Source organism: Legionella sp., assembly GCF_049790535.1.
Lineage (GTDB): Bacteria > Pseudomonadota > Gammaproteobacteria > Legionellales > Legionellaceae > Legionella.
Genome location: NZ_JBAQZB010000128.1, coordinates 1 through 22,661, shown reverse-complemented (window position 1 = coordinate 22,661; position 22,661 = coordinate 1). Strand labels below are relative to the sequence as shown.

Genomic DNA, 22,661 nt, shown 5'->3' with positions numbered 1-22,661 from the left:
CTTCTAAATAATAAACGACTAGGGATATTTCAAAAAATGCTGGGATTATTTTCTAAATGATTTTCTTTCCATATGGTTTGATAGGTTTCCGGTGCAATATTTCCTCCTGAAAGAAGGATTAATATTTTTTGTGGCTCTGATTGCTCTAAAATCCATTTATAGGCTGCGCCCATTGCTAGAGCTGACGTTGGTTCTACAGCTATCTTAAGAAGGTGTATAAGCCACTGTGTCCAATAGTGTATTTCTAATTCAGACACCTCATAAAAACCATTTAGTTGCTTCAAATAATGAAAAGTACGCTCTGAGATTGTAAGTGCTCTTGCACCATCTGCAATGGTAGGAGGAGAGTCTTTAAAACCTATAATCTTTCCCTCACGATAAGACAAGGTTGCATCATTTGCTTGGGCTGGTTCGCCGGCAAAAACAAGCGATTCTTTAGACAGAACTTGTGTGGCTAAAAAAGTGCCAGATAATAAGCCACCGCCTCCACAAGGGGCAAATATCGCATTCGGCTTAAAATCTTGAAGTGCTTCGAAACAAGCGGTGCCTTGTCCTGCGATTACCATATCATTGTCATAAGGGTGTATAAAATAGGCACCTTTACTCGCCATTTCAGCAGTACGCTCTTCTGCTTCAATGCGATTTTCAGTATTTATAACAGTTGCTCCATAACTAATTGTGGCCTGCTGTTTTATTTTTGAAGTAAAGGCCGGAAGAAAAATAGTAGTTTTGACACCAAGCTTTCGACCAGCCCAAGCTACCGCTTGAGCATGGTTTCCAGAGCTAAAAGTCACTATTTCATTGGGAATGCCATGTTGTTCCTTGAGAGAAATGAGAGTATTGAGCGCCCCTCTTGCCTTAAAAGCACCGGTAGTTTGTAACCCTTCTACTTTAAATCGGATATCATGTTTGAGAAATCCATTGAGTAATTGGGATTGTAAAATTGGGGTTCTTTTTATGTGTGGAGAAATTCGTTTATAAGCCTCTTCTACTACTTGAGGCAATAAAGGGTTATAAGTCATTTTCAATCTCAAATATACCGTCTATTTCTACTGTGCTTTGTGACGGCAAACTGTTTGAACCTAGAGATGTTCTTACATGTTTACCACGTTCGCCAAATAGATGTACTATTAAATCGGATGCCCCGTCAGCAATTTTTGCATGATCTTCAAAATCATCTGTCGTATTGATATATACATTGAGGCGGATACATTGCTTAATTTTATCAAGGCAACCATCACAAGCATTTTTTATCTGCAATAAGAGGTTTAAGGCACATAAATGAGCGGCTTGTTTCCCCTCTTCTAAATTATAATCTTTTCCAACCTTGCCTTTATATTGCAAGATTCCATTCCACTTACAAGTTTGTCCTGAAATGAAAACAAGATTACCCGTTTTAATAAAAGGTTGATAATTTGCAGCAGGAGGATTATTTTCTGGGAGCCTAATGCCTAGCGATTTCATCCTTTCTTCAATTTTATTTACCATACAAGTTTATAATTATTTTTAGACTGGGATTATTATAGTTATTAATAAAATGAGGTTCAATTACATTTCCTAGTTTTAAAACTATTTAAGCGCTTTTTCATATATTTAACTCAAAAAAGACCCAAGTAGCATTACCTTGCCTAAAGTGCATGACTTTTGCAATAAAAAATTACCTCAATATGGGCAAAGTAATATATAGCCTTGTTCAGCAACTTCATTCCTTGCGGAGTATATGAAGCAACCTATATTTTTGATGGAATTATTGAAAATGAATCGGACATTCAACCAACAACAATTCACGGTGATACAGGTGCACAAAGTGAAGTGGTATTTGCTTTTGCCTACCTGCTGGCAATACAGCTTATGCCAAGAATCAGGAACTTCAAACATTTAAAATATTACAAGCCCGTTGTGAATGACGGATTTGAGTTTGAGCATATAGAAAGTATTTTTACCAATGAAAAAATTGATTGGGGTTTGATTGAAGCGCATTACTACGATATGTTGCGTGTGGTGATGTCGATTCGAAGCGGTAAAATAAAAGCTTCCACAATTTTAAGAAAGCTGTGTACTCAAAGTCGAAAAAATAAAATATACCAAGCCTTTCGTGAATTGGGACGTGTTGTCAGGACTATGTTTCTGCTCAGTTATATCAATGATATAGATTTAAGACGCGTTATTCAGTCTGCAACCTGCAAAAGTGAGGAATTCAATAATTTCATTGACTGGGTTTCATTTGGCCGAGATGGGATTATTGAAGATAATTTGCGAGCCAATCAGAAAAAAACCATTAATTTCGGACGGCTTGCTGCAAATGCTGTAATGCTTCATGTTGTAGCGAACATAACTAATGTTATCAATGAATTAACTGAAGAAGGAGTTGATGTTACCGATAACATGAAAAAGGCTTTATCCCCATATCGTGGAGGACATATCAACCGATATGGCGTGTTTCCATTGAGCATGAATAAAGAGAAATTAAGGGTTGAATATAGATTGAATTAAAATTGAGCATTAATCGGTCCTTTTCGTCAGAATCCCGGCCGACCCTCTAGAGCATCATAATAAATTTATTTAAAACTAAAAAATGACTTATTGTATATAAATGAATCATAGGATGCAAATAAAAAACTTTGGAAGAAACTTTGCTAAAAACTTAATCGATTTTTCAGATAAGCAATCATATTATATCTTACGTTGTAAACCAGCAGAGTCCAAAATTTTTGTAGAGATTTCTTCAATAGAATAGCTGGTTGAATTAATATAAGGAATTTTTTCCTTTTGATACATAGCCTCAACCTCATTAACCTCCAAGCGACATTGGTCTACAGAAGCATAGTTACTATTTGGTCTACGTTCGGAGCGGATTTGATGTAATCGCGTGACATCGATTGTTAAACCAAAAAGTTTATGTTTATAGGGCTTTAATACTTCGGGTAATTTAAAGTTAAGAATATCTTCTTCAGTAAAGGGATAATTCGCTGCGAGAATTCCATATTGTAGAGCCATGTATAAGCAACTGGGTGTTTTTCCGCAACGAGAAACACCAATGAGAACAATGTCGGCTTTACCATAACCGCGAGTTTTAACTCCGTCATCATGCAATAAAGCAAAATCGATGGCTTCAAGCCGATGTAAATAAAATTTATTATTAATCACACCATGAGTTCGACCGACAGTATAAGATGACTTTTCATTAAGTTCTTGTTCCAAAGGCCCAATAAAGGTATTAAATAAATCAAAAACACGGGCAATTGCTTCTTTAAAAAAATGATTTCGTATTTCTTTATTCACTAAAGTCATAAATACTAAGGGCTTGACGCCAGATTCTCTGAATGCTTTATTAATTTGCAAAACGACACGTTCTGCTTTTTCCATTGAATCAATATAAGGAATAGTGAGGCGTTCAAAAGCAATATTTTCAAATTGAGTTATTAAACTGTTTCCCAGTGTTTCTGCTGTAATTCCTGTTCCGTCTGAAAGCATAAAAACATAGCGTTTCATGATTTACCTTAGATTGTAGTAAGTATACATATTTATAGTCATCTGCTATCTTAATCTATAATACGACACTTTTTCAAAGGGAAATATGCAATCCAATGGATTTGAAGGTAATAGCAAATTGTTTATCACGGGAATCAGTTGTCTGGTCATAAGTTTGGGTTTATTCTTTTTTTGCTTATATATTTTGCCTTATTTCCTTTGGCAATTAAGTTACCCTATTCCTGATTTTATTTTTAATCTTTTGGCAAAGTATCAGGATGATTATCATTACTCTTCTGCGGGCAGTAAGTTTTTCATCTGGTTAATCTTTTTCGTTCCTTGTGTCATTACTGGCCTTATCTGTTATTTTATTTCTCAGCATTTGGATAAACAAAGGTTGGGTATTCCTTCGCAATCAGGATCTAAGATGTCTGACGACCAATTACAGAAACAAATAAAAGAATCTGTAAGTTTAGGGGGTAAAATTCTTGGTTTAATGATTGCTATTGTTGTTATACTTTTATTATTGCAATATTTGATTCAATCAACCGCTTAGTGATTTATCACAGGAGTTTTGTATGTTAACGCATTGGAAAATCAAAAAAATTGTTAAAAAATTAAAATCCTTACAAGCAAATCGCGTAAATAATCAACCTACTGATGAAGTGTTGAAAAAAGAAATCGCCTATTATTTTGAATTGGCAACTATCTATAAGAAGAGGATTGGCAATAAGAAATTTCCTCATGCATCGATTATGTATGAAGAGTGTCTTAGAGCAGCTGCAAGCCTTGATGATGCAGAAGCAAATTATCAATTAGGGAAAATACTTCTTGATGACGCAAAATTCAGAGAAGAGCTGGAAAGAGAAGGTGTTTTTAACAGTGAAGTGAATAATAAAAAATGCCTACAATTTTATGAAGATGCTCATGCCTATTTATCTGCTGCGGTGGTTTTAGGTCACATTGAAGCAAAAAGATTAAGAGGGCTTTGCTTTATTAATGGTTGGGGAGTAGAGACAGATAAAAATGCTGGGTTTGAATTAGTTGTAGCAAGCATTGAACAAGAAGGCTCTTGGGATCGAGTCCCGCAAATATTTTCCTCCATAGGGCTTAATAAACCTGAGTTTTTCTCAGCAATCATGCAGCGTAGAAAAACATCCTAAGATGAATGCTTTCCAGCCACAAGGAATTTTTCATGTTAAGACGTGATATCACAACAACCAATGTTTTAATTGCTGCAGCTGGAGGAATGGTAGGTTCAGGATGGTTATTTAGCCCTTATATTAGTGCGCAAATAGCGGGCAGTAATTCACTTGTTTCGTGGGTTATTGCGACAATTTTTATGCTCTTTATTGCATTACCATTATGTGAATTAGGCACTATGTTTCCCATTTCGGGAGGAATGTCAAATTATCCGACATTTACTCATGGAAAAGAGGTTGGTTTTTTATTTGCCTGGACCTCATGGCTATCTTATGTTGTTATGACTCCAATTGAAATACAGGCGATTCTTCAATATACGAGTCATTTTTTTCCAATATTTGTTGCCGGTAATTCAGTAACACTTCAGCTTTCGGCCTATGGTTATCTTGCGGCTGCTGCTATTATGCTCTTTGTTGTTTTATTAAACTCATATGGTATAAAGTTATTGGTTGAATGTAATAAGTATGCAAGTTTTATTAAATTCATTCTACCTACGATTGCAATTATTTCTTTATTGCATGTTGCCCCCACGATGGACAATGTTTCCATTGATTTATGGGATAAAGACAATTGGGTTCGTATTTTTGCAGCACTTTCAGAAGGAGGTATAGTTTTTGCTTTTACTGGATTTCAAAATGGTTTAATATTGGCAGGAGAAGTTAGAAATCCGCAACGAAGTATTCCAATTGCTATTTTGGGAGCGGTTTTAATTGGCTTTGTTTTATATTTTCTCTTGCAATTAAGCTTTATTGCAGCCGTTCCACAAAAATACTTAATACATGGTTGGTCTGGATTAATTTATCCAGGAGATAGTGCGCCTTTGGTAGGATTAGCGCTCCTGTTAGGATTGGGGTTGGTCGCTACTTTGTTAATGATTGACGCTTCATTTTCTCCTTTTGGTACAGCCTTGATTTATACCGCGGCTACATCACGAATTCTTTATGGAATGGCACAAAATAAACATTTGCCAAAAATATTTTTAAAAGTGAATCGTTATAAAATTCCTTATGTTACTCTTTATACTAATTTAGTAGTGGGTATGTTATCTTTTATGCCATTTCCCGGCTGGCAAAAACTGGTTGCTTTTCTTTCTTCTGCCAGTATTCTTTCCTACTGTATAGGCCCTATTTGTCTATTAGCAATGCGAAAATTACAGCCTGATACATTGCGTCCTTTTAAACTTTCTGGTGCTTTGTTTTGTTCGCATAGTGCTTTTTATTTTTGTAATTTAATGTTGTATTGGTGTAGTTTTGCAATTATTTGGAAACTCGATGTTGCGTTATTAATAGGTATTACTCTTTATTTTTTGGCTCATCGCAGAAGCTCTTTAGATAATGGTTTGCTTCTGGGTTGGTTTATATTTTATATGATAGGCATACTGCTTATCTCTTATTTAGGTGCTTTCGGCGGCATAGGATTTTTGCATTTTCCTTTTGACTTACTCTGTATTCTTCCATTAAGTATCTTTACTCTATGTTTGTCACAAACATTATTAAAGCCTGCTAACCATAAATATGTTCTTAATGAGTGTGATAATTCAATAAGTATAAAAAAGGATGAAGTCCTGATTTAAATAATTGATTTGTTTAGACCTCTGCAGTGAGCCTCAAATCATAGCAAACACAAAAGACGTATGATACCCTTTAGCACCTTGTATTTTCTTGATTAAAAAAATATATTTCCGAGAAGAATTTTCATGAGACGAAAAACCCGAACTAAATTGAATCCTCTCCCGCAAATCGTTGAAATAGTTAATTTAAGTGATGAGGGCAAAGGTGTGGCACGTATAAATGGTAAAGCTACTTTTGTCCAAGGTGCATTGCCTGAGGAAGTGGTTGAATTTCAATATACTCGTGTAAAAAAGGATTATGATGAAGGACGATTAACCTCTGTTATCAAAGCTTCTCCATTGCGAGTGGATCCTGTATGTTCACATTACATACTGTGTGGTGGTTGTTCTTTACAGCATCTAAGTGAGCGGGAACAAATTCATTTTAAACAAGAGCATTTATTGGATTTACTCTCACGCTACGGGCATACACAACCACAAACTGTATTGCCTCCATTAATTGCCAAGCACTGGAATTACCGTAACAAAGCACGTTTAAGTGTGCGTTATGTGGAAAAAAAGCAAACTTCCATGGTCGGATTTAGAGAAAGAAACAATCCACGTTATATTACTGAGATTACGCAATGCCCTGTGTTAAATGCAAAGCTTGATAAAGACATTATTCCTTTACGGCATTTGATTGCTTCCATGGACGATAAACAGTGTATCGCCCAAATTGAAGTCGCTGCAGGTGATGAAGAGATCGGGCTTATTTTCCGTAATCTGTCAGCATTGAGCGCTCATGATGAGCTTATAATTCAGCAATTTGCTGAGCAATATCAATATAAGATTTTCTTGCAGCCAGGTGGTCCTGACAGTGTGTATTGTTTTTATCCCCCAAACGCCAATGAATATTTAAAGTATTGTTTGCCAGAATATCAAATTACTTATTTGTTTCATCCTACTGATTTTACTCAGGTAAATGCAGAATTAAATCGTTCCATGGTGGCACTCGCGTTGCAATTAATGGATTTAAAAAGTACAGATTTTGTGCTCGACTTATTTTGCGGCTTAGGTAATTTTTCATTACCAATGGCTAAATTTTGTGCCACAGTGCTTGGTGTTGAAGGTAGTGCAACTATGGTTGATAGAGCATACATGAATGCAAAAATGAATAATCTAAGCAATGTAAATTTTTATGTGGCTAATTTGGATGATGTAGATGAAGTGCAGAAGTTGATTCAACAAAAGTGCAATAAGATATTAATTGACCCTCCCCGTTCTGGGGCATTGGAACTGGTGAAGCACATCAATGCCCTTAACCCAGAACGCATTGTCTATGTTTCGTGTAATCCAAGAACTTTAGCAAGAGATACTGATATTTTAGTGAATGAAAAAGGCTATGTTTTGATGAAATCTGGAGTGATGGATATGTTCCCTCATACTGCGCATGTTGAATCAATAGCTTTATTTGTAAGAGGATAAAACTTATGGTTAGAGTAAAAGATACCGTTCCGTTAGCTGCTGATGGCAGTATTGATGTTGATTTGTGGTTGCATCAGCTGAGCGTAAAAGGCTATCTTGATAATCTTGAACTCATTCGTAGTGCCTGTACATTAAGCCAACTATCAGGAACGGAGCACGCTACAGAAACGGGCCAATCCTGTTTACAACAGGGTTTGAATATGGCTGATATGCTTGCTGATCTGGAAGTGGATCAGGAAACATTAGCCGCCGCAATTATTTTTGAGAATGTGCATTATACTGACTTATCCCTTGAGGATGTGGAAGAGCAATTAGGCCCTAATATTGCCAAACTTGTCAAAGGAATTGAGCGTATGAGCGCAATGCACAATGTTCAATCCCTAAATAAATACCCACAAAATAAACAACAGATCGATAATATTCGTAAGATGTTATTGGCCATGGTTGATGATGTCCGAGTGGTCTTGATTAAACTAACAGAACGTTTGTGTGTTTTAAGGGCAGCAGGCAATTTACCTAATGCATTATGCATACAGCTTGCTACTGAGGCGATGGAAATTTATGCTCCTTTAGCCAATAGATTGGGGATAGGAGCAATTAAATGGGAAATGGAAGATTTAGCATTCCGTTATTTACATCCTGATGATTATAAAGCCATAGCCAAAGGACTTAAGGCAAAACGTCTAGAGCGAGATAGTTTTGTGAATGCAATTGTAGTGCAATTAAATGATCAGATTAAATGCAGTGGCATTGATCATTTTGCGGTTTATGGTCGTTCAAAGCACATTCATAGTATTTATAAAAAGATGACACGCAAGAATGTGGCACTTGATGAGATATATGATGCCACAGCGGTTCGCGTCCTTGTTCCTTCGGAATCCCAATGTTATGAAGTATTGGGAATGGTTCATACTTTGTGGAAACAAATTCCTGCTGAATTTGATGATTATATTTTTAACCCCAAAGCAAATGGTTATCAATCTTTGCATACAGCGGTAGAAACTGAGGAAAGCAAGGTTTTTGAAGTGCAAATTAGAACGTTTCATATGCATGATTTAGCCGAAATGGGGGTAGCTGCGCATTGGAAATATAAAGAAGGAGGTATTACCCATAAAGAAAGTCATGAACGTAAAATTGAATGGCTACGTGATGTATTGGCTTGGCATAAAGAAATGACGAGTAATAAAGGTGTTTCTGAAAGTACAATGAGCGAATTTTTGGAAGATCGAGTCTATGTATTTACGCCGGATGGGGATGTGTTGGATTTACCACAAGGCGTGACACCTTTGGATTTTGCTTATCATGTTCACAGTGATTTAGGTCACCGATGTCGAGGGGCACGAATTAATAGCCATATAGTGCCTTTAACATATCAATTAAAAACGGGTGACCGCGTTGAAGTGTTAGCTGGAAAACAAATTAAACCGTCGCGTGACTGGATTAACCCGCATTTAAATTATTTAAAAACATCTCGAGCTAAGGCAAAAGTTTTGCATTGGTTCAAAATGCAGGATTATGATCGAAATATTTTGGAAGGACGTGAATTATTAGATAAAGAATTAAAATCTTTAGGAATTAAATCAGACAAACTCAATGAAGTTGTGAGTATGCTTCACTTTAAAAAATTAGATGATCTTTATGCTAATGTTGGACGTGGCGATATCAAATTAGGGCAAATTATTAATAAGCTTGCGCCACAGTCAACTTCTGAATTGAATCTGGAAAAATTTGTAAAAAATCAGCCTAAACCTGAAATAACTGGAAGTGATTTGCGTATTGAAGGGGTAGGTAATTTATTAACCTTTATGGCACGTTGTTGCCAGCCAGTACCTGGAGATGTAGTTATTGGTTACATCACCATTGGTCGCGGAGTCTCAGTACACAGACAAGATTGTCCAAATATTATTCATGCCAGTGAACGCCAAAAACAACGCTTTTTACAAGTGAGCTGGGGCAGTACTACCCGTGATAATTATGTGGTGGATATTTTGATTAAAGCGTTTCATCGCGCTGAATTATTAAAAGATGTAACTTCATTACTTGCTAATGAAAAGGCTCATGTATATGCTTTGCAAACGCAAAGTAACAAGAATGAAAATATGACATATATTACTGTAACTATTGATATTGATGGTTTGAGTACTTTGTCGCGTTTGTTGGCGAAATTGGCACAGATCCCTAATGTTTTAGAAGCAAGACGACAGCTTTGAAATTAATGCAACTCATTTGTTTCTGCGAAACTTAAAGGTTTCGCAAGGGTAAAATAAAACCTGCAACCACGGAGCGCCCTTCACTGAGCAAGACATTATAAGTCCTGCAAGCGGCACCAATAGACATGCACTCTATACCGATTCGTTGCTGTGATAATTGACTCATAATTGACATGGGGGGAAATTTTCCTCTATTCTTATGACCAATAATAATAACTTCCGGCTTAAACTTCATTAACTTTTGCAAATAACGATCATTAATTTCTTGAATATCTTTAATCGCAACATGAGTGATGAGTTCTTTTTTGGAAACTATTAAACTCTGTTCATAAATGATCGAATTAATCTGAATCTGATTATCATTATAAGCTTGCACTGCATTACTTTCTGTCGCTTCAAGATTAATATGCATGGTTTTGAATAGTTCATTGAGTTATAGTTGCTGTTAGTATACTACAGAGGTCAATATTATGAATCAATTGATATGTATTAAACAGGTACTGCCGTTAGTCGATAAAGTACAGGCGACGTTGGTTGGTAGGAATTGCCATGTACCTTATTATTAATTCAGAATGTAATTTTATCCCTCAAGAAGTACAACCTTTAACCTCATCAGGAACGGCTTTACTTAATTTGTTGTATTGTCTTGGTTATGATGCTCAAAATCCCCCTTTAGCTGATTTGTTAAGAAGAGTTTACTCGCTTCAAGGTAATTGGTTGGTTTTAAGTCCAGTGCATTGGCAGGCAACTCATAATGATGCATTGATTGTTGCTACCGGTAAGGATTTAGAGTTACAAGAGGATGAGACTAAATTATGGTTTGACTTATTCTCTGATTATCTGGGAGCAGAAGGCTGGAGACTGTACTATCATGATGCAGAAACGTGGTTACTTTGTGATCGAGAAAATCATCCTTTAAAAGCAAAACCTCCGCAGCAATTGTTGGGTAAGTCATTAATGTCGGAATTAACTCAACTGGATCACACCTTATTTTGGCAAAAGTTTATTACTGAAAGCCAAATGTTATTTGCTTCTAAGCCAAATCAGTCCGGGGTGAATGGCTTGTGGCCTTGGGGAAATGCAAAACTTATTGATAAAACAATAACGATTTGTGCTGATGAATTTTTTTTATCAATGGCAAAAATGTGCGGCACTAATGTTACTAAATATAGCCCATCAATTAAACTCAAAGAACAGCAAATTCTTCTGCTCACTGAATTTTCTATACTCAGTGAACAGCATCAGGAAGAATTAAAAAAATTAGTTGTTCATTGGTATTGGAATAATATCGCATACACCAGTAGTAACTCTAGCTGGTTCATTCGTTTATGGAGAAAAATAATTTATGCTAATTAAATGCCGGCCTCAACCAACACACACACTAAACTTACCTAATACACCGGAAATTTTAAAAAGAATATTTGCAGCTCGCGGAATTACTGAGGCCTCACAACTGGATAAACAATTACAGACTTTATTACCTTTTAATCTTTTAAAAGGTATTGATAGTGCATGTTTTCGATTGGAAATGGCATTACGCCAACAACAACGAATCTTAATCATTGGCGATTTTGATGCGGATGGTGCGACATCAACAGCAGTTGCTATCACAGCATTGCGCGCGATGGGTGCGAAATTTATTGAGTATTTAGTACCCAATCGTTTTGAATTTGGCTATGGATTAACGCCACAAATTGTAGAAGTAGCCAATAAATGGCAACCGCATTTAATTATTACCGTCGATAATGGTATCGCCAGTTTTGATGGTGTTGATAAGGCAAATCAATTAGGAATTGATGTATTAATTACGGATCATCATCTACCCGCGGAGAATATTCCTAATGCCATTGCTATTGTGAATCCTAACCAAAAAGGCTGTGATTTTCCGAGTAAATCTATTGCAGGAGTAGGGGTAATTTTTTACGTCATGCTGGCTTTGCGCAGACATCTTAGCCAAGCTGGCTGGTTTAGTGAAAGGCAAATTCCTGAACCAAATATGGCCAGTTTTCTGGATTTAGTTGCTTTGGGAACTGTTGCTGATGTGGTTGAGTTAGATCAAAACAATCGCATCATGGTGCATCAAGGGATGGCAAGAATTCGTCAAGGGCATTGTCGTGAAGGCATTAAGGCATTGATTGAAGTTGCTGGACGTGATTGTGCACGATTAACAGCGTCTGATTTGGGCTTTGCTATTGCGCCTAGATTAAATGCCGCAGGCCGTTTAGATGATATGGCTTTGGGTATCGAATGTTTAATATCTTCTGATTTGCAGCAAGCCAGAAATTATTGTCAACAGTTGGATGAATTAAATCAAGAAAGAAAGCAAATTGAAATGGAGATGAAAGAGCAGGCTATGCTTGCTTTGGATAAGCTATCTATGAGTAATGAGTATAAAGGAAACCAGTTACCTATTGCTTTGTGTCTTTTTGATAAAACTTGGCATCAAGGAGTTATTGGGATCTTGGCTGGAAGAATGAAAGAGCGCTATCATCGTCCCGTAATTGCTTTTGCAGAAGTCAGCGAGAGTGAATTAAAGGGTTCAGCACGTTCAGTTCCTGATTTAAATATTCGTGATGTATTGGCTGCTATTGATAAAGATCATCCTGGATTAATTACCAAATTTGGCGGCCATGCTATGGCGGCTGGTTTAAGTATTCATTCACAATCGCTTACCATATTTCGTGAGGCCTTAGTTGCTGAAGTTAATAAGCACCTTGATTTATCACAATGTGAAGGGGAGCTATTTACTGATGGTCCTTTACATCCGGTCGAGTTGAGTATGGAAACAGCGCAATTAATTCAGCAAGCGGGACCTTGGGGACAACAATTTTCCGAACCTATTTTTGATAATGTATTTGAAATTTTAGATCAGCGTCTTGTTGGGACAAATCATTTAAAAATGACTTTGCTGCCTAAACAGGGAGGACAGCAACTGGATGCTATTGCTTTTAATGTGGATCTGCAATCCTGGCCGGATCATAGAGCACGGTACGTACATGTGGCGTATAAATTAGATATTAATTTTTTTCAAGGAAGAACTCGCTTGCAATTGCTGATTCAGGCAATGAATAGGGTGGAGTAGTAGGGCAAAAAAGCCAAAATCAGAAACTGGGATTATTTGTCATCATTCAATAATGGTCCCTCCGCCGACATCGCAGTTCATTTCTTTTCGTTCGCGCTCAGAAATGGTTACCTGCAATGTTAGCTCGTCACTCCGTTTTAGTCTGTAGTAGCGGGTAAGTCGGCAATGGGTGGGTTATTTTTTTTTACAAAATCTTCGCTTCAGTTATAATTACCTCTTTTTTAATTAAAAATATATGACGTTAAATACACTTATTTCACCCATAGCAATTGCTCCTATGATTGACTGGACCTACAGTCATTTTCGTGTTTTTATGCGTATTCTAGCTCCTTCTGCTCTTTTATATAGCGAAATGCAAACCTGTGGTGCTGTACAAAATAATCCAGTGCGTTCGTTACAGTTTAATACGCAAGAACATCCGTTAGCATTACAACTTGGTGGTTCTGATCCTCATGCTTTAGGGCAATGCGCTAAACTTGCTGAGCAAGAAGGATACAATGAAGTCAATCTTAATTTGGGTTGTCCGAGTGATAAAGTGAAAGCAGGGCATTTTGGCGCTTGCTTGATGAACGAATCAGCTAAAGTAGTTGCTTGTATTAAGGCGATGCGGGAAGTAGTAAGTATTCCTGTTACTGCAAAAACACGTATTGGGATTGATTATCATGACAGTTATGAATTATTTAGTGACTTTGTACATCAAATAGTAGAGGCAGGTTGCCAAAAAATTATTGTGCACGCACGTAAGGCCTGGCTAAATGGTTTAAGCCCCAAACAAAACAGAACCATTCCTCCAGTTAATTATGATTATGTTTATCGTATAAAAAAGGAAATTCCTGATATTCCTGTGGTAATTAATGGAAACATTCTGAATATCCACGAAATCAACAGTCATTTGAACTATGTTGATGGCGTCATGCTCGGACGTCTGGCTTGCGATAATCCTTACCAAATCGCGAAAATACATGAGATTCTTTATCCAAAAGTACAGAAGCTTAAGCGAGGAGAGATTTATATGCGTTATTTGGAGTATTTACTTGATGAATACACTAAAGGCGTTTCGTTAAGTTTATTAGTAAAACCCCTATTTAATTTACCATTTGGTTTACCTGGCGCTACTCAGTGGAAAAAGAAACTAATGCTTATTTTACAGACTAAAGATCTTTCATTATTTGAGCATTTAATTCACTATTTACTGGACATTGAATCAGCGGTTATATAAATAGCTCCAAATATCTCTTTATTTTTTCAATCAAAAAAGGATCTAGTAATGCGCAATATCTTCTTCTTTAAGTGACTTCAGGATTGAGTCACGTTTTTTTAAGTCAGAAAAATAACGTGATAAATTAAAGAGCTCTGAGAGATCAATTTTGACATTTGCAGCCCATAATAGCATTACAAATAAATAAGCATCTGGTAAAGTAAAATGTTCACCGCTTAAGAACTTGTGATTTTGGAGATGTTTGTCAATAAAGGTAAATTTCTTTTTTAATAATGGTATTACTAAATTGTTTTTTATTTCTTGTGGCATGTCTGGATTCCAAAGTGGTCCAAAACCTTTATGTAATTCAGTTGCCACATAGTTCAGCCATTCTAATACTCTATATCGTTTGAAATCGCCTAGTGTTGGTAATAGTTGTGTTGCATTGTTGGTATCTGCGAGATATTGCAAAATTATTGCATTTTCAGTGAGGGTTTTATTATCGCCTGTAATCAATGTGGGTACAGCACCTTTAGGGTTTATTTTTAAAAAATCATTGCCAGTTGCCGTTTTTTTTGTTATTAAATCCACAGCTTCATATTCAGATATTAATGCTAACTCGTTAATAATAATGTGAGTTGCTAAAGAGCATGCACCTTTTGAGAAAAATAACTTCATAGCTACCTCCTTTTATTTAATCTATAAAATAAGAGTAGTGGATAAAGAGGTATGTTTACAAGTATATTTTCTATTCTTCTTTGTGCTTATCAATTAACTTCTTCCTTTTTGATATTTATCTAAAGGTATTCATGGTATTTTTCCTTGAATTTTAGTACATTAACTAAATTTGTAATTTGAAATTTCCAGAGGATTATTTGGGTCATGCTGAATACGTTGATTAAGAAAATGTTTGGAAGCCGAAATGAGCGTACATTACGGCATATGGAAAAGGCGGTAGTGACCATTAATGCATTTGAAGCACAAATGAAAGACCTGTCCGATGCCGAATTATTGGCGAAAACTCAGCACTTTAAAGCGCGTTTTAAGGAGGGTGAAAGTCTTGATGAATTATTAGCAGAAGCCTTTGCTACGGTTCGCGAGGTCTCTGTCCGCACTTTGGGTTTGCGGCATTTTGATGTGCAGTTAATTGGCGGAATGGTATTACACGAAGGTAATATTGCGGAAATGCGTACAGGGGAAGGTAAGACCTTGGTTGCTACTTTACCTGCTTACCTTAATGCCATTAGTGGTCATGGTGTACATGTGGTAACTGTCAATGATTATCTAGCCAAACGGGATAGCCAATGGATGCGTCCCATATTTGAATTTTTGGGACTGACTGTGGGGGTTATTTATCCTGATATGTCTCATAGTGAAAAAAAGGCAGCCTATAATTGTGATATTGTCTATGGCACTAATAATGAATACGGTTTTGATTATTTGCGTGATAATATGGCTTTTAGCCTTAATGATAAGGTACAAAGGGAACTTAATTTTGCCATTGTTGATGAGGTAGATTCCATTCTTATTGACGAAGCGCGTACTCCTTTAATTATTTCAGGTGCTGCTGAAGACAGTTCTGAACTGTATATTAAAATAAACAAATTAATTCCTAATTTGAAGAAGCAGGAAGAAGAGGGTGGTGAAGGCGATTACAGTATTGATGAAAAACAAAAGCAGGCTCATCTTACCGATACAGGTCATCAACATGTTGAAGAGTTGTTGATTGCAGCAAAATTATTGGATCAAGGTGAAAGTTTATACCATGCCAGCAATATTATGTTAATGCATCATGTTAATGCAGCGCTTAAAGCCCACGCAATGTTTCATCGTGATATCGATTACATCGTCAATGACGGTCAAGTAGTGATTGTAGATGAGCATACAGGTCGTACCATGCCGGGACGTAGATGGTCAGAAGGCTTGCATCAAGCTGTGGAAGCTAAAGAAAATGTTTCTATTCAAAATGAAAACCAAACTTTGGCATCCATTACGTTCCAGAATTTTTTCCGTATGTACAATAAATTATCGGGAATGACGGGAACTGCAGATACGGAAGCGTATGAATTACAGCAAATTTATAACCTTGATGTTGTGGTGATTCCAACTAATCAGCCCATGATGCGAAAAGATGAGTCTGATTTGGTTTACTTAAATCAGACGGATAAGTTCCAGGCAGTAATTGATGACATCCGTGATTGTGTAACACGTCAGCAGCCGGTATTGGTGGGTACAGCCTCTATCGAAGCTTCAGAATTCTTAAGTAAGCTTTTGAAAAAAGCAGCTATTAAGCATCAGGTTTTAAATGCTAAGTTTCATGAAAAAGAAGCACAAATTATTGCTGAAGCAGGGCGACCTGGAGCAGTAACCATTGCTACAAATATGGCTGGGCGAGGAACTGATATTGTCTTAGGGGGTAGCTTGGCTGCCGATTTAGCACAATTACCTGAAACTGCTCCAGCAGAAAAAAAAGAAGAAGTAAAACGCATATGGCAAAAGCGTCATGATGAGGTTCTCGAGTCAGGTGGCCTAAGAATTATTGGTTCTGAACGTCATGAGTCTCGTCGTATTGACAACCAGTTACGTGGTCGCTCTGGTCGGCAGGGCGATGTGGGAAGTAGTCGTTTCTATTTATCCCTTGAAGATAATCTAATGCGAATTTTTGCTTCCGAACGCGTAGCATCCATGATGCGTCGTTTGGGAATGAAGCCTGGTGAACCTATAGAACACAGTTTAGTAACTAAAGCGATTGAAAACGCACAACGTAAACTGGAAGGACATCATTTTGATGTTAGAAAACAACTTCTGGATTATGATAATGTAGCGAATGATCAACGACAAGTTATTTATACACAACGCGCAACCATTATGGAAATGGCTGATACTGCAGATGTTATTAAAATGATGCGCGAAGAAGTAATTAATAATCTGATCGATACTTACATTCCACCACACAGTCTGGAAGACCAATGGGAAGCTAAGGCTTTAAGTGATGTATTAACTGAAGAGTTTCATTTCAATATTCCTGTTCTGCAGTGGATTGAAGAGGATCATCATATTCAACCTGAGCAAATTAAAGAAAAAATTCTTGCTGTTGCTGAGGAACACTACAATGAAAAAGTAATACAAGCAGGAAGACCTGTGATGTCTCAGTTTGAAAAATCAGTAATTTTACAAACTTTAGATAATCAATGGCGTGAGCATTTAGCGGCAATGGATCAATTACGTCAAGGAATTCATTTACGCGGTTATGCGCAAAAAGATCCAAAACAAGAATATAAAAAAGAAGCGTTTAGCTTATTTACCAGTATGCTGGATAATTTAAAATATGAGGTGATTCGCCTTATTTCTTCCGTAGAAGTCCAATCTGAAGCAGATGCTAATGCAGTTGAAGAACAACGTCGTGCTGATCAAGTAAGCAAGATGAATTTAAATCATGGCAATTCTTTAGATGAGGAACGAGGTACTACTCAAACAGCAACTTACAGACGTCAAGAAAAGAAAATAGGACGAAATGATTCTTGTCCATGTGGTTCTGGTAAGAAATACAAATCTTGCCATGGTAGTTTATCGTGATAAAAGTAGCAGTAGCAGTTATTGTTGATACACAGCAGCGTATTTTAATCACTCAACGCCCACTTCATGCTCCTCATGGTGGGTGTTGGGAGTTTCCCGGCGGGAAACTAGAGGATAATGAATTACCTGAACAAGCTTTAATTAGAGAAGTTAGAGAAGAGGTTGGTTTGGAGGTTCTTAGTTATCAATTTCTTGGTGAAGTGAATCACCAATATTCTGACAATTCAGTGCAGTTATTTATTTTTTGTGTCAGCCAATTTTCAGGAAGTCCTTTGTGCATTGAGGGACAATTAGCAATGAAATGGGTAAGCCAAAAGGAACTTAACCCTGCTGATTTTCCTAAAGCAAATCGTGAAGTTATTGCATTGATTCCAATGTTAGATTCTCATCTCTCTTAATGACTTAAGCCAAATATATTCGTGTAACACACGTACTATATGTATTTTAATGCTCTCATTGTTTTACTTTCAATTTTTGGATTAGCAGTTGGTTAAGTACAAGTTTAACTGTTACAATAATAGGACTTACATTATTTGATTATATTCGATGTTACATAAAAGGTGCGGACAGTCCCACGGCACAATTTCCCATAGCTGATGCAACAAAAAAAATTACCTTAGAGCCTAGTTCCTTTACTTTGAGAAATGCAATTAGTGATGAAATGTGTACACATGATAAATTCAATGAAAAATTACCTGTTGATCATTTAACGGATTTTGTTGTGTTAATGAATCTAACATATCTACATGCTCTTGCCACAAAATGGAAAATAATTAAACCATAATGATACATTATCGATCAATAAAAGGCAATAATTGTTTTTAAAATAATCATAAATGGGATTTCAGGTATTGTTTTTACTTATAACCATCTACATTATTTGGAAAGCAAAACTTTGTTTTTGCTCAAAACTTATAAATCATTTACTATCTCCTCTATTATCTTTTTAATCATTTCTAATTGTCAGAATATTGGAGCAATTATGGAAAAAAATGTGCTTGGTCTTTTGAAAAAACGGAATTTCTTACCCTTTTTTCTTACTCAGTTTTTTGGAGCATTTAATGACAATGCCTTTAAACTCACTATGTTAACGATGATTAGCTATCAGCTGACTCATGTTCAGCCCCAATCAGAATATTATCAGGCTTGGGCAAGTGTTTTATTTATTCTGCCATTTTTTCTTTTTTCGGCTACTTCAGGTCAATTAGCAGATAAATATGATAAAGCAGTACTAATTCGTCTTATTAAATGTGTTGAAGTGTTTTTGATGGGCATAGGCGGTTTTGCACTTTTTTATGGAAATATCTTTTGGATGATGTTTACTCTAGCAGGAATGGGAACACATTCGGCCTTTTTTGGGCCAATAAAATACGCTATCCTGCCTGATCATTTAGCAAAGAACAATTTATTAGGTGCCACAGGCTTAATAAATGCCAGTACCTTCATTGCAATTTTATTTGGGGTTACTATGGGTACTTTAGCCATGGGAGCGAATATTTATTTAGCTATATTTATGGTGGTATTTGTTGCACTTGCTGGTTTATTTGCTAGTTTATTTATCCCTAGCGCTCCCTCATCTTTACCTCATTTAAAAATAGATTTACGGTTTTGGAGAGCTACTTTTACGCTGCTAAAAAATGCTGTAGAACATTCTGGAATTTTATTGGCTATTTTAGTGATATCCTGGTTTTGGCTTATTGGAGTGGTTTTTATGACAAAATTACCGGATTACACCCATTATGTTTTAAAAGCAGATACCACAGTTTTTTCCTTATTTCTCGCTTTATTTTCTGTAGGGATTGCTTTAGGCTCTCTTATGGCTAATGTTATTTTAAGCGGCAAAGTGAATCTTTCTATAGTTCCTTTTGCAATGCTAGGTTTTACTTGGTTTTCTTTCGACCTTTATTGGGCTTCTCCAGCAGCGAGTTCCTTACAAGATTCTTTATTAACTTTACAGACCTTTTTTACTCATTTTTTTCATTGGCGTATAGCTTTTGATTTATTAATGTTAGCTTTTTGTTCTGGTTTATTTGTAGTGCCTTTATATACTTACTTGGAAGTGACTAGTCCTGCAGCAATAAGAGCGCGGATAATTGCAACTAATAATATTTACAATTCACTGTTTATGGTCTTAGGTACAGTTATTGTAATGGTGTTTTTACATTATAGTGCAACTATCCCTCAGGTTTTTTTAATGGTGAGTTTATTAAATATCGTCGCTGTATTATTAGCGTGGATATATTTGAAACGAGTCATATAAGTACAATCTTATCACTGAACCTACCAATAAGTGATTACACCCAATCTCGAGGAGGAAGAAAATCGGTATAAAGCCTAGCTTCAGCAGTATGTTCTTCAGGTTGCCAGTTATAAACCCAAGAAACATCAGGAGGTAAGGACATCAATATGGATTCTGTTCTTCCTTCAGACTGTAAACCAAATAATGTACCGCGGTCGTATACTAAATTAAATTCCACATAACGGCCCCGTCGGTAATTTTGGAAGGCTTTTTCTTTAGCGCCAAAAGGATGGGATTTACGACGAGATACAATAGGAGCATAAGCTTTAATGAAATGGTCCCCAATGCTTTGCATTAAAGAAAAACTATGTTCAAAACTTATTTCATTATAATCATCAAAAAATAAACCCCCAATTCCCCGTGCTTCTTTGCGATGTTTAATAAAAAAATAGTCGTCACACCATTTTTTAAATTTAGGATAAATGGATGGACCAAAAGGTTGGCAGGCATTCAATGCAGTTTGATGCCAGTGCTGGCAATCTATTTCAAAACCGTAATAAGGAGTTAAATCAAATCCACCACCAAACCACCATATGGGAAGCGAACCTTCTTTTTCAGCAATAAAAAAACGAACATTAGCATGTGAGGTTGGAATATAAGGATTATCAGGATGAATAACCAGAGAGACTCCCAACGCATTAAATTTTCTGCCTGATAATTCAGGACGGTGAGCACTTGCAGAGGCTGGAAGTTGTTCTCCGTATACATGTGAAAAATTAACACCAGCTTTCGCAAATACATTACCACGGTTTAAAATGCGAGTAACTCCACCGCCACCAGTAGGACGTTGCCAGACATCTTCAATAAATCGGGCCTCTCCATCTAAATCTTCAATGGAACTACAAATCATATTTTGTAGTTGAAGAAGATATTTTTTTACCTGTTCTATGGAATTGTTAGGAAGTTCATAATCATTTGACATAGCTGACACTCAAATTTATATTAAATTGTTAGCACTAACTTTGGTAATTGGAATTAGGAGTGACATTATTTTCTCATTTATTGGAAAATGGCACAACCTGTGTTTAATGTTGTAAATTATAAGAGAGTATTTATGACAGTCGCTAATGGAGTGTCTAATGCAGACATCAATGAAATTGCGCCACAAGTTACAAAAAATCTGGCGCAAGAGGATTTTTTGCGTTTAATGGTAGCCCAGATTCAAAATCATGACCCTATACAATCACCATTTAAGGGTGAATTTTTGTCACAGTTTGCTCAATTTGGTGCTAAGGACGGTATTTCTCATGTGCACGACTCCATGCAACAAATGACGAATTCCTTACAATCAAATCAGGCATTACAAGCATCAGCATTAGTCGGGCGAAAAGTTATGATTAGCAGTGATAGCCTTAAATTAGAAAAAGAAGGTAATGTAAAAATTGCAATTGATATGCCATCAGGAGCAAGCAATTTAAACGCGTCTATTTACGGTGAGTCAGGTCAGTTAATGAAAACAATTGTTTTAGGACAACAAAAACCTGGCTTTTTCCAATTTGCTTGGGACGGGACTGGTCAAGATGGAGTGCGTTTGGAGGAAGGTAAGTATAAGGTTGCAGTCCATGATACTTATGTAGGACAAGAAGTTGTTGTATTCGAGACCTTGGTCTTTGCTAATGTTGACAGCGTAAGTCTTGGCCAAAGTAGTGAACGATTAAGACTTAATGTGTCAGGAGCAGGATTGATTTTGTTAGAGCAAGTGAAATACATAATAGTATAATGTCTTATAATAGTGAAGAGAAAGTGTAGAAATTGGAACAAACTAGGACTTGCACTTCAACCTAGGATAGTAGAAGCTATTTAGACGTATTAATGTATTTTGAGATAAGTATAGTGCGATATTTTAACTATTTGTTTATTTTTACTTTATTTCTTTTCAATCAAGTTGTTTACTCAGAAACATTATCTGAAAAAATTGATGGACTTATCAAACAAAAATTACCTCGTGCGACGGTAGGGGTGCTTATTGAGGATATACAAAACGGGGAAATAATTTACAGTAGAAATGCAAATAAATTATTAACTCCGGCCAGTAGTACAAAGCTATTTACTGCCGCTGCCGCACTTTATTACTTAAAACCGGATTTTCGTTTTTTAACTACATTATCTGAAAAAAAGAAAAATTATTATCTTACCTTTACCGGTTCTCCTTCATTAACAGTAGCTAATTTAATTGCTTTGGTTGCAAGTTTGAAAAAAAACAATGTCAAAACAATTCAAGGTAATATCGTGATTGACAGTAGTCAATTTCCTCCTCCATTTTATCTCAGTGGTAATTCTTATGATGATTTAGGTTGGGCTTATACTGCCCCCGATACAGCAGCTGTCCTGAATGGAAATGTGGAATCTTATGAGCTAATTAGTGCGCAAACCTTGGGAATGACAGCTCAAATTAAACCTGAGTCATCTATAAAAACAAATTTAAAGGCATTAACGATTATTAATGAAGTAAAAACAGTAAAGGCCGGGGATGAGAGAAATCATTGCAGTTTGAATATTGAACTTAAAGAAAATAATACATTACGTGTGTTTGGGTGTATGGTTCAAGAAAAAAAACCAAAAAAATTAGCCTTTGCTATACCTGATCC

Annotated in this window: 20 protein-coding genes; 14 read left to right on the top strand and 6 right to left on the bottom strand. The window is 36.3% G+C overall.

All coding sequences use genetic code 11. The features are described 5' to 3' along the window. Positions 1-29 precede the first annotated feature (29 nt). Positions 30-1,022 carry a serine/threonine dehydratase gene (locus tag WA877_RS08130; protein WP_425170416.1) on the bottom strand — a complete coding sequence of 331 codons (993 nt, stop codon included), beginning with the start codon at positions 1,020-1,022 and terminating at the stop codon, positions 30-32. After that, entirely contained in the window at positions 1,012-1,464 is a 453-nt protein-coding gene (locus WA877_RS08125; RefSeq protein WP_425170415.1) for a RidA family protein, read from the bottom strand. Before WA877_RS08125 ends, WA877_RS08130 begins: the two co-directional genes overlap by 11 nt. A 225-nt stretch (positions 1,465-1,689) precedes the next feature. Between WA877_RS08125 and WA877_RS08120 the strand changes: the two genes are divergently transcribed. Beyond that, positions 1,690-2,493, top strand: coding sequence for a Tn3 family transposase (locus WA877_RS08120; protein WP_425170414.1), 804 nt, complete (start codon positions 1,690-1,692; stop codon positions 2,491-2,493). Positions 2,494-2,673: 180 nt separating this feature from the next. Here the strand turns inward: WA877_RS08120 and ppsR are convergent, their stop codons facing one another. Next, positions 2,674-3,492, bottom strand: coding sequence for a posphoenolpyruvate synthetase regulatory kinase/phosphorylase PpsR (ppsR, locus tag WA877_RS08115; RefSeq protein WP_425170413.1), 819 nt, complete (start codon positions 3,490-3,492; stop codon positions 2,674-2,676). An 85-nt stretch (positions 3,493-3,577) separates the two neighbouring features. Between ppsR and WA877_RS08110 the strand changes: the two genes are divergently transcribed. The 5 genes from WA877_RS08110 (at position 3,578) to relA (ending at position 9,918) form a co-directional block, all read left to right on the top strand. Beyond that, entirely contained in the window at positions 3,578-4,027 is a 450-nt protein-coding gene (locus WA877_RS08110; protein ID WP_425170412.1) for a hypothetical protein, read from the top strand. 22 nt (positions 4,028-4,049) lie between these two features. Next, positions 4,050-4,634 (top strand): hypothetical protein, encoded by a 585-nt coding sequence (locus WA877_RS08105; RefSeq protein ID WP_425170411.1) that lies wholly within the window; start codon positions 4,050-4,052, stop codon positions 4,632-4,634. 32 nt (positions 4,635-4,666) lie between these two features. Further along, positions 4,667-6,247 (top strand): APC family permease, encoded by a 1,581-nt coding sequence (locus WA877_RS08100; protein WP_425170410.1) that lies wholly within the window; start codon positions 4,667-4,669, stop codon positions 6,245-6,247. Between the two features lie 123 nt (positions 6,248-6,370). Beyond that, positions 6,371-7,708 (top strand): 23S rRNA (uracil(1939)-C(5))-methyltransferase RlmD, encoded by a 1,338-nt coding sequence (gene rlmD / locus WA877_RS08095; protein ID WP_425170409.1) that lies wholly within the window; start codon positions 6,371-6,373, stop codon positions 7,706-7,708. Positions 7,709-7,713: 5 nt separating this feature from the next. Further along, positions 7,714-9,918, top strand: a complete 2,205-nt coding sequence (gene relA / locus WA877_RS08090; RefSeq protein ID WP_425170408.1) for a GTP diphosphokinase — start codon at positions 7,714-7,716, stop codon at positions 9,916-9,918. A gap of 31 nt (positions 9,919-9,949) precedes the next feature. Here the strand turns inward: relA and WA877_RS08085 are convergent, their stop codons facing one another. Continuing rightward, positions 9,950-10,330 (bottom strand): Mth938-like domain-containing protein, encoded by a 381-nt coding sequence (locus tag WA877_RS08085; protein ID WP_425170407.1) that lies wholly within the window; start codon positions 10,328-10,330, stop codon positions 9,950-9,952. A 137-nt stretch (positions 10,331-10,467) separates the two neighbouring features. On the opposite strand from WA877_RS08085, the gene WA877_RS08080 reads away from it, so the two are divergent. The 3 genes from WA877_RS08080 to dusA all read left to right on the top strand — a co-directional run bounded on the left by WA877_RS08080 (position 10,468) and on the right by dusA (position 14,219). Further along, positions 10,468-11,274: a hypothetical protein gene (locus WA877_RS08080; RefSeq protein ID WP_425170406.1), complete on the top strand. Its 807-nt coding sequence runs from the start codon at positions 10,468-10,470 to the stop codon at positions 11,272-11,274. After that, positions 11,264-13,000: a single-stranded-DNA-specific exonuclease RecJ gene (recJ, locus tag WA877_RS08075; RefSeq protein WP_425170405.1), complete on the top strand. Its 1,737-nt coding sequence runs from the start codon at positions 11,264-11,266 to the stop codon at positions 12,998-13,000. The genes WA877_RS08080 and recJ overlap by 11 nt, the downstream gene beginning before the upstream one ends. A 235-nt stretch (positions 13,001-13,235) precedes the next feature. Further along, complete coding sequence (dusA, locus tag WA877_RS08070; protein WP_425170404.1) at positions 13,236-14,219, top strand: tRNA dihydrouridine(20/20a) synthase DusA; 984 nt, start codon at positions 13,236-13,238, stop codon at positions 14,217-14,219. 42 nt (positions 14,220-14,261) lie between these two features. Here dusA and gstA read toward each other — a convergent pair whose 3' ends face one another. Then, positions 14,262-14,876 (bottom strand): glutathione transferase GstA, encoded by a 615-nt coding sequence (gene gstA, locus WA877_RS08065; RefSeq protein ID WP_425170403.1) that lies wholly within the window; start codon positions 14,874-14,876, stop codon positions 14,262-14,264. Positions 14,877-15,080: 204 nt separating this feature from the next. On the opposite strand from gstA, the gene secA reads away from it, so the two are divergent. The 3 genes from secA to WA877_RS08050 all read left to right on the top strand — a co-directional run bounded on the left by secA (position 15,081) and on the right by WA877_RS08050 (position 20,034). Further along, positions 15,081-17,774, top strand: a complete 2,694-nt coding sequence (gene secA / locus WA877_RS08060; protein ID WP_425170402.1) for a preprotein translocase subunit SecA — start codon at positions 15,081-15,083, stop codon at positions 17,772-17,774. After that, entirely contained in the window at positions 17,774-18,172 is a 399-nt protein-coding gene (gene mutT / locus WA877_RS08055; RefSeq protein WP_425170417.1) for an 8-oxo-dGTP diphosphatase MutT, read from the top strand. Before secA ends, mutT begins: the two co-directional genes overlap by 1 nt. A gap of 584 nt (positions 18,173-18,756) precedes the next feature. After that, the gene (locus WA877_RS08050) at positions 18,757-20,034 is read left to right on the top strand and encodes an MFS transporter (RefSeq protein WP_425170401.1); all 1,278 of its coding nucleotides are present in this window, start codon (positions 18,757-18,759) and stop codon (positions 20,032-20,034) included. Between the two features lie 34 nt (positions 20,035-20,068). Here the strand turns inward: WA877_RS08050 and hemF are convergent, their stop codons facing one another. Next, entirely contained in the window at positions 20,069-20,995 is a 927-nt protein-coding gene (gene hemF, locus WA877_RS08045) for an oxygen-dependent coproporphyrinogen oxidase (protein WP_425170400.1), read from the bottom strand. Between the two features lie 132 nt (positions 20,996-21,127). Here hemF and WA877_RS08040 point away from each other — a divergent pair, with 132 nt between their 5' ends. Both WA877_RS08040 and dacB read left to right on the top strand, forming a co-directional pair. Next, positions 21,128-21,793, top strand: coding sequence for a flagellar hook assembly protein FlgD (locus tag WA877_RS08040; protein WP_425170399.1), 666 nt, complete (start codon positions 21,128-21,130; stop codon positions 21,791-21,793). 92 nt (positions 21,794-21,885) lie between these two features. Next, positions 21,886-22,661, top strand: a 776-nt coding sequence (dacB, locus tag WA877_RS08035; RefSeq protein WP_425170398.1) for a D-alanyl-D-alanine carboxypeptidase/D-alanyl-D-alanine endopeptidase, incomplete at its 3' end; no start/stop codon positions are given.